Origin of the sequence: Streptomyces sp. NPDC058877 (assembly GCF_042742855.1) — a bacterium.
Taxonomy (GTDB): Bacteria; Actinomycetota; Actinomycetes; order Streptomycetales; family Streptomycetaceae; genus Streptomyces.
In genome coordinates this window covers 1-15117 of record NZ_JBHYMF010000167.1, presented here as the reverse complement: position 1 = coordinate 15117, position 15117 = coordinate 1, and the positions used below count along the sequence as shown (strand labels likewise).

Sequence of the window (15117 nt, the reverse complement as noted above, 5' to 3'; positions counted from 1 at the left end):
GTCATCCGTCAGAACCACGTCAACCGTCGGTCGACCCATGCGTGCCATGAGCCCAGCATACTTCTATAGCTCTTCTAAGACTCAGGACACTAGGCCACCACGGAGCCGATGCGTCCGTCCGGCTCTCGGGGGCCGTCGTGGTGGATCGGGGTGTGGGCGCCCGTGAGGGAGACGCCGCTGCCGCCCCGTCGGCTCGCGACGATCTCCGCGCCGATCGAGAGAGCGGTCTCCTCGGGCGTGCGGGCACCGAGGTCGAGGCCGATCGGGGAGCGCAGCCGGGCGAGTTCGAGCTCGGTGACGCCGACCTCGCGGAGGCGCTCGTTGCGGTCCTCGTGGGTGCGGCGGGAGCCCATCGCACCGATGTAGGCGACGGGAAGCCTCAGGGCCGCCCGGAGGAGTGGCACGTCGAACTTGGCGTCGTGCGTGAGGACGCACAGGACGCTCCGACCGTCGACCTCCGTGGACTCCAGGTAGCGGTGGGGCCACTCGACGACGACCTCGTCGGCCTCGGGAAAGCGGGCCGGCGTCGCGAAGACGGGCCGCGCGTCGCAGACGGTGACGTGGTAGCCGAGGAACTTGCCGACCCGGACCAGGGCGGCGGCGAAGTCGATGGCACCGAAGACGATCATGCGGGGGGCCGGGACGGAGGACTCGACCAGGAGGCTCAACGGCCGTCCGCAGCGACTGCCGTCCGCACCGATCTCCACGGTGCCGGTGCGGCCCGCGTCGAGCATCGCGCGGGCCTCGCCGGCAGCGGTGCGGTCCAACTCGGGGTGACCTCCGAGCCCGCCCTCGTAGGAGCCGTCGGGACGGACCAGGAGGGCCCGTCCCATGAGCTCGTCGGGGCCCCCGACGATGCGGGCCAGGGCCGCCGCCTCCCCCGTGGCGGCGGCTTCCAGCGCGGCGGGGAAGACCCCGCCGCGGACCGGGGTGACGAGGATGTCGATGATGCCGCCGCAGGTCAGACCGACCGCGAAGGCGTCCTCGTCGCTGTAGCCGAAGCGCTCGACGACGGTCTTGCCGTCTTCGAGGGCCTGTAGGCACAGGTCGTAGACCGCGCCCTCCACACACCCGCCGGAGACCGATCCGATCGCCGTGCCCTCGCCGTCGACGGCGAGCGCGGCTCCCGGCTGCCGGGGCGCGCTGCCGCCGACCGACACCACGGTGGCGACGGCGAAGGCGCGCCCCTGCTCGACCCACCGGTGCAGCTCTTCGGCGATGTCCAGCATCTGGGTTCTCCTTGGAAGGTGTGGGGAGGGCTGCGGGAACGGCGTCAGCTGACGCCGAGCCAGCTCTCGACGGGGTGGATCGCGAAGTACACGATGAAGATCGCGGTGAGGCCCCACATGAAGGCCCCGACCTCGCGCGCCTTGCCCTGCGCCGTCTTGATGACGACGTAGGAGATCACGCCGGCCGCGACACCCGTGGTGATGGTGTACGTGAACGGCATGAGGACCACGGTGAGGAAGACCGGGATGGCGACGGACCGGTCGCTCCAGTCCACGTGCTTGGCGTTCTGCATCATCATCGAGCCGATGACGACCAGGGCCGCGGCGGCGACCTCCTGCGGGACGATCGTGGTGAGCGGCGTGAAGAAGAGGCAGAGGGCGAAGAACCCGCCGGTGACCACGGAGGCCAGACCCGTGCGGGCGCCCTCGCCGACGCCGGTGGCGGACTCGACGAAGACCGTCTGACCGGAGGCTCCGCCCACACCACCGACGATACCGCCGGCGCCGTCGATGAAGAGGGCCTTGGAGAGGCCGGGCATCCGCCCCTTGTCGTCGGCGAGCTTGGCTTCGGTGCCGACGCCGAGGATGGTCGCCATGGCGTCGAAGAAGCCGGCCAGCACCAGGGTGAAGACGATCATGCTGATCGTGATGTACCCGACGTCGCCCCAGCCGCTGAAGGACACTTCTCCGATGAGGGAGAAGTCCGGTGCGGAGACGGCGCTGCCGTCGAGTTCCGGTGCGCCGGAGAACCAGGCCTTGGCAGGGATGTCGGCGATCGCGTTGAGGGCGACCGCGACGATCGTGCCGGCGACGATGCCGATCAGGATGGCGCCGGGGATGTTGCGGGACTGCAGGGCGAAGATCAGCAGCAGGGTGAAGGCGAAGATCAGGACCGGCCAGCCTTCGAGCTCACCGGCCGGGCCGAGGGTGACGGGGCCGCCGCCGGGGGCGGGGTTCTCGTGGACGAAGCCGGCCTTCACGAAGCCGATGATCGCGATGAAGAGGCCGATGCCGATGGTGATGGCGTGCTTCAGGGCGAGCGGGATCGCGTTCATGATCATCTCGCGGAGGCCGGTGACGACCAGGAGACAGATCACGGCACCGTAGGCCACGGACATGCCCATGGCCTGCGGCCAGGTCATGACGGGGACGACCTGCGAGGCCATCACACCGGAGACGCTGAGGCCGGCGGCGAGGGCGAGCGGGACCTTGCCCCAGAAGCCCATGAGCAGCGTCGTCGCGGCTGCGGCGAGAGCGGTGGCGGTGATGAGCGCCGGCTGGCTGAGCAGATTGCCGTCGACGTCCTTGCCGCTGAGGATCAGGGGGTTGAGCAGGAGAATGTACGCCATCGCCATGAAGGTGGTGACGCCGCCGCGGATCTCCGTCGCGACGGTGGATCCTCTCTCCGAGATGTGAAAGTACCGGTCGAGCCAAGAACGCCCGGCGGGGTTGCGCGAGCCGGAGCCCGCGTCCTCCGCGGTGGTCTTGGGCTCCACTGACGACTGGGTCATGGGGCCTACTCCCAAGGTTCAAAGGGGCACCCGCATGGATCTTTGGAACTGCGGGATTTGGGAAATCACGTTGGCTGCACGACCCGGGGGACGGCCCGAGACGAACGGGGTGTTGCGGTACTGCGGTGTTGCGGGGGGTGCTCCGGACGGTGCGGGCGGGGAGGGTGTGACGTTCCCGGGATGCGCGCACCGCCCGGAGGGGTCCTACAGGGTGCCGGTGAGCGCTTCGGGGCGGACCGGCGTCTTGTTGAGCTCCAGGCCCGTCGCGTTCCGGATCGCCGCGAGGACGGCCGGAGTGGACGACAGGGTCGGGGCCTCGCCGAGTCCCCGCAGGCCGTACGGCGCATTGGGGTCGGCCAGTTCGAGGACGTCGACCGGAATGGTCGGCGTGTCGAGGATCGTCGGGATCAGGTAGTCCGTGAAGGAGGGGTTGCGCACCTTCGCGGTGTTCGGGTCCACGATGATCTCTTCCATCACCGCGACGCCCAGGCCCTGCGTGGTGCCGCCCTGGATCTGACCGACGACGGAGAGCATGTTGAGCGCCTTGCCGACGTCCTGCGCGGTGGCGAGCTCGATGACCTTGACCAGGCCGAGCTCGGTGTCCACCTCCACCACCGCGCGGTGCGCGGCGAAGGTGTACTGGACGTGTCCGTCGCCCTGGCCGGTGACCAGGTCGAAGGGGACGGTGGGACGGTGGCGGAACTCGAGTTCGAGGTCGATCGGTTCCTCGCCGTCCAGGACGTCCGCGAGGGTCGCGAGGACTTCGCCGCCGTCGGTGACGACCTTGCCGCCTTCCAGGAGCAGCTCGGCCGTGGCCCATGCCGGATGGTAGGAGCCGTTCTTGCGGCGGCCGATCTCCAGCACCTTCTCGCGGACGGCCTCACAGGTGTTCTTCACCGCGCCGCCGGTCATGTACGTCTGCCGGGAGGCGGACGTCGAACCGGCGGAGCCGACCTGGGTGTCGGCCGGGTGGATGGTCACCTGGGTGACGCCGAGCTCGGTGCGGGCGATCTGGGCGTGCACCGTGACGCCGCCCTGGCCGACCTCCGCCATGGCCGTGTGGACCATGGCGACCGGCTCGCCGTTGATGACCTGGAGGACGACGCGGGCCGTCGAGTAGTCGTCGAAGCCCTCGGAGAAGCCGACGTTCTTGATGCCGACCGCATAGCCGACGCCACGGACGACGCCCTCGCCGTGCGAGGTGTTGGACAGGCCTCCCGGCAGGGCCCGGACGTCCGCGCCCTGGCCGGCGGTCTCCCACTGGCGCTCCGGCGGCATCGGGCGGGCCTTGACCCGGCGCAGCAGCTCGGCGACCGGAGCCGGCGAGTCCACGACCTGGCCGGTCGGCATGACCGTGCCCTGCTCCATGGCGTTCAGCCGGCGGAACTCGACCGGGTCCATGCCCAGCTTGGCCGCCAGCTTGTCCATCTGCGCCTCGTAGGCGAAGCACGCCTGGACCGCGCCGAAGCCGCGCATGGCGCCACAGGGCGGGTTGTTGGTGTAGAGCGCGACCGCCTCGATCTCGACGTCGTCGATCACGTACGGGCCGGCGCCGAGCGAGGAGGCGTTGCCGACCACGGCCGGGGAGGCCGAGGCGTAGGCGCCGCCGTCCAGCACGATCCGCGCCTTCAGGTGGGTGAGCTTGCCGTCCTTGGTGGCGCCGTGCTCGTAGTGGAGCTTGGCGGGGTGGCGGTGCACATGGCCGAAGAAGGACTCGAAGCGGTTGTAGACGATCTTGACCGGCTTGCCGGTGCGCAGCGCCAGCAGGCAGGCGTGGATCTGCATCGAGATGTCTTCGCGACCGCCGAAGGCACCGCCGACGCCGGAGAGCGTCATGCGCACCTTCTCCTCGGGCAGGCCGAGGACGGGGGCGATCTGCTTGAGGTCCGAGTGCAGCCACTGGGTGGCGACGTAGAGGTCGACGCCGCCGTCCTCCGCGGGCACCGCGAGACCGGACTCCGGTCCGAGGAACGCCTGGTCCTGCATGCCGAAGACGTACTCGCCCTCGACGATCACATCGGCGCGCTTGCGGGCCTCCTCCACGTTGCCGCGGATGATCGGCTGGCGGTGCACGACGTTGGGGTGCGGCACGTGACCGGAGTGGTGGTCGTCGCGGCCGGGGTGGATGAGCGGTGCGTCCGGGGCGAGCGCGGAGGCCTCGTCGGTGACGACGGGGAGTTCCCGGTACTCGATCTTGATCTTGGCCGCGGCGCGGCGGGCGGTCTCCGGGTGGTCGGCGGCGACCAGGGCCACCGGTTCGCCGTGGTGGCGCACCCGGCCGTGGGCGAGGACCGGGGTGTCCTGGATCTCCAGACCGTAGTTCTTCGTCTCGGCCGGCAGGTCGTCGTAGGTCAGCACGGCGTAGACGCCGGACATCGCAACGGCTTCGGAGACGTCGATGGAGACGATCTCGGCGTGGGCGACGGTGGAGCGCAGGGTCTGGCCCCACAGCATGTCCTCGTGCCACATGTCCGAGGAGTAGGCGAACTCACCGGTCACCTTGAGGGTGCCGTCCGGGCGGAGCGTGGACTCGCCGATGCCGCCCTTGGTGTGGTTCTGGGTGACCTTCGTGGGCGTGCCCGCCGGAACGGTGCGCGTGTTCTGCGCCATGGTCAGACCGCCTCTCCCTGACGGGCGGCCGCCAGGCGAACCGCGTCGAGGATCTTCTCGTAACCCGTGCAGCGGCAGAGGTTGCCGGACAGGGCCTCCCGGATGTCCTGGTCGGACGGCTCGCCGTTGCGCTCCAGGAGCTCGTCGGCGGCGATCAGCAGACCGGGGGTGCAGAAGCCGCACTGGACGGCACCGGCGTCGATGAACGCCTGCTGGATCGGGGAGAGTTCGACGCCCTCGCCCGTCTGGGAGTCCTGGCCGGGCTTGGCCTGCCACTGCTTGGCCTCGTCGAGCGGGGTGCCGCAGGCGCCGGAGGCGCAGCCGCCGTGACCGTGCTCCTCGCGCTGCTTGGCGAAGTCGGCCAGCCCCTCGACGGTGACCACCTCGCGGCCCTCGACCTGGCCGGCGGCGACGAGGCACGAACAGACCGGCACCCCGTCGAGGCGGACCGTGCAGGAACCGCACTCGCCCTGCTCACAGGCGTTCTTGGAGCCGGGCAGCCCCAGACGCTCGCGCAGGACGTAGAGGAGGGACTCGCCCTCCCAGACGTCGTCGGCTTCCTGCGGACGACCGTTGACCGTGAAATTGACGCGCATGATCAGGCAGCTCCCTCAAGCGTGCGGCGGGCGCCGCGGTACTGCTCCCAGGTCCAGCCGAGCTGGCGGCGGGCCATGATGCCGACGGCGTGGCGCCGGTACTTGGCGGTGCCTCGGACGTCGTCGATCGGGTTGGCGGCACCCGAGCAGAGGTCGGCGAACTGCTTCGCGATCGACGGGGTGATGATCTTTCCGTTGTCCCAGAAGCCGCCTTCCTCCAGGGCGGCGTTGAGGAAGTCCTCGGCCTCCTTGGCGCGGATCGGGGTCGGGGCGGCGGAGCCGATGCCGGTGCGCACCGTCCGGGCCTCCGGGTGCAGGGCCAGGCCGAAGGCGCAGACGGCGATGACCATGGCGTTGCGGGTGCCCACCTTGGAGTACTGCTGGGGACCGTCCGCCTTCTTGATGTGGACGGTCTTGATGAGCTCGTCGGGCTGCAGCGCGTTCCGCTTCACTCCCGTGTAGAACTCGTCGATCGGGATGAAGCGGCTACCGCGGGCCTGCGACTCGACCTCGACCTCGGCACCCGCGGCGAGCAGGGCGGGGTGGGCGTCACCGGCGGGCGACGCGGTGCCGAGGTTGCCCCCGACGCCGCCCCGGTTGCGGATCTGCGGGGAGGCGACCGTGTGCGAGGCGAGCACGAGGCCCGGCAGTTCGGCGCGGAGGTTCTCCATGATCTGGGTGTACGGAACGGAGGCACCGAGGCGGACGTTCTCCTCGCCGACCTCCCACTCGCGCAGCAGCTCGATACGGTTCAGGTCCAGGAGGTACTCGGGGCGCCGGTGGTCGAAGTTGATCTCGACCATGACGTCGGTACCACCGGCGATGGGCACGGCCGTGGGGTGCTCGGCCTTGGCGGCGAGCGCCTCCTCCCAGCTGGCGGGGCGAAGGAAGTCCATGGTGGCTCTCTTCTAGTGATTCTGGCGATCGGGGGTCGATTGCTCGGGCCCGGGGGGACGGCCGGCCCTCGACATCGTGTTCATGTGCTGTTCACGCGGTGTGTGGCCTAGTACACAAGCCACGATCGCCCGGGTGCAGTCACCGAAAACATGAAGGAGTTGGCTGGTGCCCTTCGTCGTCTTGTAGATTCGAACGAAAGGCGAGGAACGGAAACCTCGCCGTTTTCCCCTGGAAACGGTGGCACCACGTCACCGTCGACAACGCGACACACCCCATCAGCGAACGAAGGAACGGCGGCGACACGATGCGGCTGCGCGCACTGCTGGAGAACGACGCGCTCGGGCTGCGCCTGCTCGGGGGCGAGGAGGAGCTGGACCGAACCGTCCGCGGCGTGATGACGACGGACCTGAAGGACCCCAGCCGCTACCTCTCGGGGGGCGAGCTGGTGCTGACTGGTCTCGCCTGGAGGGCGGACCCGGCGGACTCCGAACCCTTCGTCCGGATCCTGGCCTCGGCCGGGGTGGCGGCCATGGCGGCGGGCGAGGCAGAGCTGGGTGACATCCCCGACGATCTCGTACAGGCGTGTTTGCGCCATCGTCTGCCGCTTTTCGCGGTCAATGAATCCGTTGCTTTCGCGACGATCACCGAGCACGTTGTTCGACAGGTCTCCGGCGAGCGGGCCGGCGACCTGGCAGCCGTCGTCGACCGGCACCGCAGGCTCATGACCTCCGGTCCGGCGGGCGGCGGCCCCGAGGTCGTCCTCGACCTCCTCGGCTCCGACCTGGACCTGCGGGCCTGGGTCCTGTCGCCCACCGGCCGGCAGATCGCGGGGGCGGGCGAGCCCCTGGACGCCGGGCTCGCCGCCACCCTGGCCGGTGAGCACCTGGCCGCCACCCGGACAGGTCGGCGCGGCCCGCACCGCGTGGGCGTCGCGGGGACGACGTACTCACTCTTCCCGATCCGCAACGCCGGCCGGGGAACCGGGCCCGCCTCCCGTGACGTGCGCGAAACGGTCCTGTCGGACTGGCTGCTCGCCGTCGAGGCGGACGCCGGGGACTGGCCCGCCGCCCGGCTCGACCTCCTCCAGGGCGTCACCCAGCTGATCGCCGTCGAGCGCGACCGTCGCGACGCGGCCCGCACGGTGCGGCGCCGGCTCGCCCAGGAGGTCCTGGAACTCGTGCAGACGGGCGCCGCGCCCGCCGAGATCGCGGCCAGGTTGCGGGTCGCCGCCCCGGTCCTGCTGCCCGGGCTCGGCACGGCCCCGCACTGGCAGGTGGTCGTGGCCCGCGTGGATTGGGACCAGGAGGCCGGTCAGGGCCCTGCCGTGGACACCGGCCCGGTCGCCCAGACGCTCCTGGAGGAGGTCCTCGTCGACCCGGCGACCGTCGGCGCCGAGTCCGCCGACCGGATCGCCGTCGCGCACAGCGGCGACGAGGCGATCGCCCTCGTCCCGCTGGCCACGGGGCCCCTGCCGGAGAGCGAGGACGAGGGCCCCGCCCCCGCACTCGGCCTGCACGCGGACACGCTGCTCGCCTCCGTGCGCGCGCCGCTGTCCGCCGGGCTCGCCGACGACGGGCGCCTCACGCTCGGCGTCAGTGCGGCCGTGCACTCGGCGGAGGGACTGCGCGGGGCCCTGGAGGAGGCCCGGCACGCCCGTCGGGTGGCCGCCGCCCGCCCGGGCCGGGTCTGCGCGGCCGGCCACCACGAGCTGGCCTCGCACGTGCTGCTGCTGCCGTTCGTCCCGGACGACGTGCGGCGCGCCTTCACGGCACGGCTGCTCGACCCGCTGCGGGACTACGACCGGCGCCACCGCGCGGAGCTCATCCCGACCCTGGAGGCCTTCCTGGACTGCGACGGCTCCTGGACCCGCTGCGCATCCCGGCTGCACCTGCACGTGAACACGCTGCGCTACCGAGTGGGCCGGATCGAACAGCTCACCGGCCGTGACCTCTCCCGCCTGGAGGACAAGCTCGACTTCTTCCTCGCGCTGCGGATGAGCTGAGCCCGACGGGCGCGGCGGGCGGGCGCGGGGAGATCGTCCGGGTCGGTCGGTCGGTCGGTCGGTCGGTCGGTCGGCATCGAACGGGAAGGGGGTTCCAGAGCCCTCCGAAGGCTTCGGCAATTCACTCTTTCGGGCGACTCGCCAAACGCGTCGGTCGGCCCCTCGGCGGGCCTTCCCCCGAGGCCCCCGAGAAGGGGGTCCGAGCCTGATCACCGGCATGATCACGAGCCGAACGACCCCCTGACGATCCGCCGGATCCGGTCAGGGCGGGGGTCCCCACCCCCTGCGGACTCTTGTGATTTTTTTCACCCGCCCCCTTGGCCGGGTGCCGCCGTTCGTGCTGAGATGCCGTCCTACTCAACAGCTCAATGGCGCGCTCGGGGAGGGCAATGTGGCGGATACCGCCATGTCTGGTTCCGAATCAAGGGGTGGCGAAGATCCGTCCCTCGCCTACGGCAAGGAGACACCCGTGGAGACCGCCATATGGCGTCTCCGCTCCCGAGGTTGCTGGACGGACGCGGCGGCGCTGCTCGCACCGCACGCCGCGGAACCGTCGGTCGCACTCGAGCGGGCCGCGTTGTTGATCGAGCGCTGCCTCTACACCGAAAAGGGCTGGGCCGACGCGGAGGAGGCGCTGCGGGCGGCCGAGGCCGTCGCCCGTACCGACGAAGAGCGCGGTGCCGCGGCCTGTGAACGCGGATACCTCGCCTACGCCTCAACGCTGTTGGGCGTGCACGACCGGGCCGACGAGGCACGGATGGCACTGGGGCGGGCGGCGGCCCTGATCGCCCCCTCCGCCGAAGGGCGACCACTGCTCGACTTCCGGCGCGGGCTGGTCGCCCAGAACCTCGGGGACTCCCCCCAGGCGGCCCGGGCCGCGTACCGCAGGGCGCACGCCGGGGCGACCGCCCAGGGCGACTCCCTCCTGCTCTCCTCCACATGGCGCCATCTCGCCGGACTCGCCCTGCGTGAGGGCGAGTTGGCCGAGGCGCGGCACGGCTTCACCGAATCGCTGCGGATCCGGGAGGAGTTGGGCTACCTGGTCGGCACGGCTCCGGCACTCACCGCCTTGGCGACCACCGAGACCGAGCCGGAGGCGGGTCGCCTGCGTGCCGAAGCACGACGCCTCTTCCGGTTGCTCGGCGGGGTGCCGACCTGGCTCTCGGCCCAGCTGACCCCCCGGGCGGCCACCTGAGGGCACACCGCGGAGAGTCTGGTGACGCTGCGTCACTTCCCCCTGGGAACCAGACACACCAGACTCTCGTCGGTTCCGACGAGCAGGGAACCGGAGCCGGTGACCGCAACCGCGCGGACGGGAGGGCCCGGCCTGAAGGAGAGCGTCGGGCCGCCCTCCGGGCGGTGGAGTTCCACCAGCCCGTCCGCCCAGGCCGCGGCGACCAGCGGCCCGCGCGGCGTCTCGGTCGCGTGCAGGGAGACCACCGGCGAGGGACGCTCGGCAAGGGGCTCGGGACTCGGTTCCCGGCCGGGGGTCCAGAGCCGGACGGTCCCGTCCACGCCGCCGGAACAGACGAACGGGGTCTCGGACTCGACCGCAGCGACCGCCGTGACCCTGCCGCTGTGCGAAGCGGACTGGTACAGGCCCGTCAGCCCGAAGGCATGGACGGAGCCCAGCCGGTCCCCCACCACCACCGAGCCCGCGATCGCCGAGAGGGCCGTGCCCGGATGCCGGGCCAAGGTCGCCGAGACCGCCGCGGTGAGCCGCTCCAGGTACGGGGCCCGCGGCTCCGTCCCGCGCACGGAGTGCAGTCGGCCCCGGTCGTCCAGGAGCAGCACCGTGCCGTCGGGTGCCGGCGCGAGCGCGGTGACCCGGCCGGCGACGGAGTGCGCGAGGCGTCCGGCGGGCCTCGCATCGGCCTCGTGGAGCAGGCGTACGGTTCCGGTGGGGTCGCCGACGAGGACGACGCTCGCCAGCGGGCCCCCCGCCGCGCCGAGCACGGTGACCGGTCCGGGCCAGGGCGGGTTCAGGTCGCCGCGGTGGCGGGCCCACCGGAGCCGCCAGGGGGTCGCTTCCGCGAGCGCGGCGAGCGCGGGCCGCAGCCGGGGGTCGGCGCTGTCGCCGAGGGCGGCGAGCAGCACCAACGCCCGCTCCGAAGAAGACTGTTCGCGACAGAGCGACTGCCCGGAGCGCATCCAGGCGGTGCGCAGCCCGCCGTGCTCATCGACGACGGCCTCGCCGGAGCGGCCGGACGGCTCGGGCCCGTCGAGGGTGCCCGGCACCCCGGCGAGTGCGGCGCCGGTGACGTAGGCCGTGGTGACGAGGAGGGGATCAGCGGCGCAGACGGCCAGCGGGTCGGAGAGGTCGGGCAGCGGGGGCGCCGGCTCGACGGAGGCGCCGTCGGTGCTTTCGGATGCGCCGTCGAGATCGACGACGGTGACCCTGCGCTCGGACCGCAGGAGGGCGGGGGCGGGGGTTCCGCTGCGGGCTTCGACGACGAGCCGGATGCGCCCCACACCGGCGAGCTCTGCGATGAGCCGGGTGAGCGCGGCGGGCTCGGCAGCGGCGTGCAGATCCGTGAGGAGGAGGACGACCCGGCCCGTGGGCCGCGTCTCGCTGGTGGCGAGGGCGTGGACGAGGTCGCCCGGCGACCTGGCGACGACGCCGAGGCGGTCGGCGATGGTCCAGGCCGCCCCGACCGCGGTCTGTCCGGCGAGCGGAACGAACACCCGGGGCGTGCGGCGGCGGGAGCGGGCGGAGCGCTGACCGTGGGCCGCGAGCCAGCCGAGCAGGGCCGTCTTGCCGCTGCCCGGCGCGCCGGTGACGAGGCAGAGCCGGGGCGCATCGGGGTCGGTGAGCCAGCCGAGCAGGGCGGTGGCCTCGGCTTCCGTGCCGTCCCACACCGGGGACGGGGGCGCGGACGGCATGGGACACCTCACGGGTGACGCGGTGCGGGCTGCTGACACCTCCGACCTTAGTCGTCCGGGGCGCGGCGGGGTGCCCCGTCGACCGGCCCGGCCTCAGGACCGTCCCGTGATCCGCGGTGGATCGGCGCACGGCGTCACGTCCGGCACACCACAGGGCGAGGGGACGTCCTCGCACCGGGCGGGCGGTTCGAGGACGCGGCGGGGTGCCGTGGCCGGCGTGCGCCCGCCGTGGCCGCGGTACGGCCCTCAGCAGTCCGAGCCGGTGAAGTGCTCCCGCACCAGGCTCTGCACGACCGTCAGGTCCTGGGCGATCAGGGCATCGAGCAGGGCCGTGTGCTCGGCCGCATCGGCGACGAGCTCACCGTGCCGAAGCGCGGGCGCGCTGATCAGGGGCCACTGGGAGCGGCGGTGCAGGTCGTCGGCGACGGCGAGCAGCTGCTGGTTGCCGGCGAGGGAGAGCACGGCCCGGTGGAAGGCCCGGTCGGCCTCGGCGTAGTGGGCGCGGTCGCCCCGGGCGGCAGCGGCGACGGTGGCGTCGGCGAGCGGGCGGAGCTCGGCCCAGCGGGTGGCGGGCACGGTACGGGCGAGGCCGAGCATGACGGGCACCTCGATGAGCGCGCGCACCTCGGCCAGCTCCGCGAGCTCGCGAGGGGTCCGCTCGGTGACGCGGAAGCCCCGGTTGGGAACGACCTCGACGGCCCCCTCGACGGCGAGGCGCTGCATGGCCTCGCGCACGGGAGTGGCGGAGACGCCGAAGCGCTCGGCGAGCACGGGCGCCGAGTACACCTCGCCGGGGAGGAGCTCTCCACCGACGAGGGCGGTGCGCAGGGCGTCGAGGACCTGGCCCCGGACGGAGTGTCGCCGTACGGCGCGGGGGCCGGGGCTCGCCACCGCTCCGTGCGGGTGCTCCCCCCGGACGTCCCCTGTTTCCCGGCCCGGCTCCCCGCCGCGCGCCTGCTCCGGGACGCGGGCGGCCCCCTCGGACGGGGAACCGGTTCGCGCGGACGCTCCTCGGACGGGCTCCGTGAACGGGGCGGCCGGACGGACCGACTCCGCCCGCACCGGCGCTGCCCGCACCGCCTCCGGCTCCGCCCGCACCGGCGCTGCCCGCACCGCCTCCGGATGCGGGGGGACGGTGCGTGCGGCGTCGCCGAAGGGCGGGGACGGTCGGTCCGTCGCCCGCTCGCGCGCTGCGCCCTGCTCCACCCGGGTCCTCCTGCGGCCTCGTGCCAGGCCGGGCTCGCGTCGCCCGGGTTCCTCCATGCACCATAGGCGAACGGGCCGACATCCGGGGCATACGGGCCGCTTCGCAGGTGGGAGGGGGTGCCGCGGGGAACGACCAACCAAAATCGAGTAAGGTAAGGCTTACCTTCCAACGCTCGCGATTCGGTGGTCCCCCATGGCCGTCCCCGCCCTGTTGCCCGCTCCCCCCACCTCCCCCGTCGCCGCCGCCTATGCCCGGCTCGCCGAGGCCTTCCCCGCCCTCCGACTGGAGGAAGCCGTCCCGGACGGACGACTGCCGTGCGGCGCGGGCTGGGTCGGCGCGGACTCCCTCGCGGCCGGCGGCCCCGCGCTCGACGCCTTCCTCTCCTGGGACGAGGCCCAAATCCTCCGGGACCACGGCGCCCGGGCCCGCCCCGACGTCGTTGCGGGCTTCGGATTGCACCGCTACGCCTGGCCGGCCTGCCTGCTCGTCACCGTCCCCTGGTTCCTGGACCGCCGGGTACCCCGGCTCCCGACTAGGAACGTCGCCTTCCACCGCACGCTCGGCCGCATGGTCGCCCGCGTCGAGGAGTTCGCCTGCCTGCCGGACGATCCCGCCGCCGCCCTGCCCGGGGCACGGGTCGTCACCGACGGGGAAGCCCTGCGGGCCGAGGTGCGCGCTTCGCTCGCCGAGCACTTCGAGGCCGTGCTCGGCGGCTTCGGACCCCGAATGCGACGCGGCCGCCGGGCCCTGTGGGGGATGGCCACGGACGAGATCGTGGAGGGGCTCTGGTACGTCGCCGCCCTGCTCGGCGAGGAGGAGCGGGCAATGACCGAGCTCGAACTGCTCCTCCCGTCCCCCTCACCACACAAGCCCTACGCGGGAGCTGCGGGCTTCCGCGAGCTGGCCGACGCCGAAGGGGCGGACGACGCCCCGCGGACCACGCGCGACCGGGTCAGCTGCTGCTTCTTCTACACGCTGCGCCCCGAGGACACCTGCCTCACCTGCCCCCGCACCCCCGACTCCGAGCGCACCCGCCGGATGGCCGCTGCCGACTGAGGCGGTCGGGTGGTTACGCCACCTGTCCGGGTGGTGTAAATCGAACTCAAGCATCGCTCCGTGAATGGACGTTCGACCAGAACGTACCTATTCGTATGCCGTCGGACCCCAATGGCGTGCTCTTGCCCCGAAACCCCTTGGGCACCCCACCGGGTCGGCCAGTATGGGCCGCCAAACGCCCTACTGCGATGCAAGGGACACCGCATGAGACTGACCGACATATCGCTGGACTGGCTGCTTCCGGGCGGCGTGATGGTGGCCGGGGTCCTCACGGCGGTTGCGGTGCTCGCGCGCGGGAAGCGCGCCGGTGACCAGGCCGCGGCCGACGACTCCTGGGAACGCAGCGAGGAACGTCGCAGACGCAAGGAGGCCGTCTACGGCTTCGCCTCGTACGGGCTCCTCTTCTGCTGTGCGGCCGTCGCCGCAGCGCTCTCCTTCCACGGCCTGGTGGGCTTCGGCCGCCAGAACCTCAACCTGGTCGGAGGCTGGGAGTACCTCGTCCCCTTCGGCCTCGACGGCGCGGCCATGTTCTGCTCGGTGCTCGCCGTCCGGGAAGCCAGCCACGGCGACGCGGCCCTCGGTTCGCGCCTGCTCGTCTGGTTGTTCGCGGGCGCTGCCGCCTGGTTCAACTGGGTGCACGCGCCCCGCGGAATGGGCCATGACGGAGCACCCCAGTTCTTCGCGGGCATGTCCCTGTCGGCAGCGGTGCTGTTCGACCGGGCCCTGAAGCAGACCCGCAGGGCCGCACTGCGCGAACAGGGACTGGTGCCCCGCCCGCTGCCGCAGATCCGCATCGTGCGGTGGCTGAGGGCGCCCAGGGAGACCTTCGCCGCCTGGTCGCTGATGCTCCTGGAGGGCGTGCGGACCCTGGACGAGGCGGTCGACGAGGTGCGCGAGGACCGGAAGGAGCGGGAACAGAACCGGATCCGCCGACGCGACCAGGTCAAACTGGACCGGGCGAGGCTCAAGGCGATCAACCGCCAGCACCGTGCCTTCGGACTCGGTCGGGGCGGCGGACGCCAGGTCGAGATGGCCGCGCTCAACGTCGCCCCCGGTGGCGCTCCCGCACCGGGGACGGGCACCGGGTCGGGCTCCGCGACGGCTGCCGTGCAGGCACCCGTCGCGG

At 72.4% G+C, this 15117-nt stretch carries 11 protein-coding genes; 4 read left to right on the top strand and 7 right to left on the bottom strand.

Going from position 1 to position 15117, the window contains the following annotated elements:
* Window positions 1–89: 89 nt before the first annotated feature.
* From ACFW2Y_RS28395 to ACFW2Y_RS28375, 5 genes are all read right to left on the bottom strand, one after another.
* Window positions 90–1229 (bottom strand): XdhC family protein, encoded by a 1140-nt coding sequence (locus ACFW2Y_RS28395; RefSeq protein ID WP_384884898.1) that lies wholly within the window; start codon window positions 1227–1229, stop codon window positions 90–92.
* Window positions 1230–1273: 44 nt separating this feature from the next.
* Window positions 1274–2740 carry an NCS2 family permease gene (locus tag ACFW2Y_RS28390; RefSeq protein ID WP_384884896.1) on the bottom strand — a complete coding sequence of 489 codons (1467 nt, stop codon included), beginning with the start codon at window positions 2738–2740 and terminating at the stop codon, window positions 1274–1276.
* Window positions 2741–2944: 204 nt separating this feature from the next.
* A complete protein-coding gene (pucD, locus tag ACFW2Y_RS28385) occupies window positions 2945–5350 on the bottom strand; it encodes a xanthine dehydrogenase subunit D (protein ID WP_384884894.1) in 2406 nt (801 codons plus the stop codon).
* A 2-nt stretch (window positions 5351–5352) separates the two neighbouring features.
* Window positions 5353–5946: a (2Fe-2S)-binding protein gene (locus ACFW2Y_RS28380; RefSeq protein ID WP_384884892.1), complete on the bottom strand. Its 594-nt coding sequence runs from the start codon at window positions 5944–5946 to the stop codon at window positions 5353–5355.
* Window positions 5947–5948: 2 nt separating this feature from the next.
* The gene (locus ACFW2Y_RS28375; RefSeq protein ID WP_384884890.1) at window positions 5949–6842 is read right to left on the bottom strand and encodes an FAD binding domain-containing protein; all 894 of its coding nucleotides are present in this window, start codon (window positions 6840–6842) and stop codon (window positions 5949–5951) included.
* Between the two features lie 305 nt (window positions 6843–7147).
* On the opposite strand from ACFW2Y_RS28375, the gene ACFW2Y_RS28370 reads away from it, so the two are divergent.
* Window positions 7148–8845 carry a PucR family transcriptional regulator gene (locus ACFW2Y_RS28370; protein WP_384884888.1) on the top strand — a complete coding sequence of 566 codons (1698 nt, stop codon included), beginning with the start codon at window positions 7148–7150 and terminating at the stop codon, window positions 8843–8845.
* A gap of 406 nt (window positions 8846–9251) precedes the next feature.
* On the top strand, window positions 9252–10040 hold the full coding sequence (locus ACFW2Y_RS28365; protein WP_384884886.1) for a hypothetical protein: 789 nt from the start codon (window positions 9252–9254) through the stop codon (window positions 10038–10040).
* Window positions 10041–10072: 32 nt separating this feature from the next.
* Here ACFW2Y_RS28365 and ACFW2Y_RS28360 read toward each other — a convergent pair whose 3' ends face one another.
* Together ACFW2Y_RS28360 and ACFW2Y_RS28355 are read right to left on the bottom strand one after the other, a co-directional pair.
* The gene (locus ACFW2Y_RS28360) at window positions 10073–11728 is read right to left on the bottom strand and encodes a hypothetical protein (RefSeq protein WP_384884884.1); all 1656 of its coding nucleotides are present in this window, start codon (window positions 11726–11728) and stop codon (window positions 10073–10075) included.
* Between the two features lie 246 nt (window positions 11729–11974).
* On the bottom strand, window positions 11975–12790 hold the full coding sequence (locus tag ACFW2Y_RS28355; protein ID WP_384884900.1) for a GntR family transcriptional regulator: 816 nt from the start codon (window positions 12788–12790) through the stop codon (window positions 11975–11977).
* 337 nt (window positions 12791–13127) lie between these two features.
* Between ACFW2Y_RS28355 and ACFW2Y_RS28350 the strand changes: the two genes are divergently transcribed.
* Both ACFW2Y_RS28350 and ACFW2Y_RS28345 read left to right on the top strand, forming a co-directional pair.
* Window positions 13128–13991 (top strand): (2Fe-2S)-binding protein, encoded by an 864-nt coding sequence (locus ACFW2Y_RS28350; RefSeq protein WP_384884882.1) that lies wholly within the window; start codon window positions 13128–13130, stop codon window positions 13989–13991.
* Window positions 13992–14195: 204 nt separating this feature from the next.
* A partial coding sequence (locus ACFW2Y_RS28345; RefSeq protein ID WP_384884880.1) for a DUF2637 domain-containing protein occupies window positions 14196–15117 on the top strand: 922 nt, incomplete at its 3' end.

Coding starts and splice junctions, on each gene's coding strand:
- ACFW2Y_RS28365 (WP_384884886.1), top strand. CDS start 9,252: ATGTCTGGTTCCGAATCAAGGGGTGGCGAAGATCCGTCCCTCGCCTAC.
- ACFW2Y_RS28380 (WP_384884892.1), bottom strand. CDS start 5,946: ATGCGCGTCAATTTCACGGTCAACGGTCGTCCGCAGGAAGCCGACGAC.
- ACFW2Y_RS28350 (WP_384884882.1), top strand. CDS start 13,128: ATGGCCGTCCCCGCCCTGTTGCCCGCTCCCCCCACCTCCCCCGTCGCC.
- ACFW2Y_RS28370 (WP_384884888.1), top strand. CDS start 7,148: ATGCGGCTGCGCGCACTGCTGGAGAACGACGCGCTCGGGCTGCGCCTG.
- ACFW2Y_RS28390 (WP_384884896.1), bottom strand. CDS start 2,740: ATGACCCAGTCGTCAGTGGAGCCCAAGACCACCGCGGAGGACGCGGGC.
- ACFW2Y_RS28375 (WP_384884890.1), bottom strand. CDS start 6,842: ATGGACTTCCTTCGCCCCGCCAGCTGGGAGGAGGCGCTCGCCGCCAAG.
- ACFW2Y_RS28395 (WP_384884898.1), bottom strand. CDS start 1,229: ATGCTGGACATCGCCGAAGAGCTGCACCGGTGGGTCGAGCAGGGGCGC.
- pucD (WP_384884894.1), bottom strand. CDS start 5,350: ATGGCGCAGAACACGCGCACCGTTCCGGCGGGCACGCCCACGAAGGTC.
- ACFW2Y_RS28360 (WP_384884884.1), bottom strand. CDS start 11,728: ATGCCGTCCGCGCCCCCGTCCCCGGTGTGGGACGGCACGGAAGCCGAG.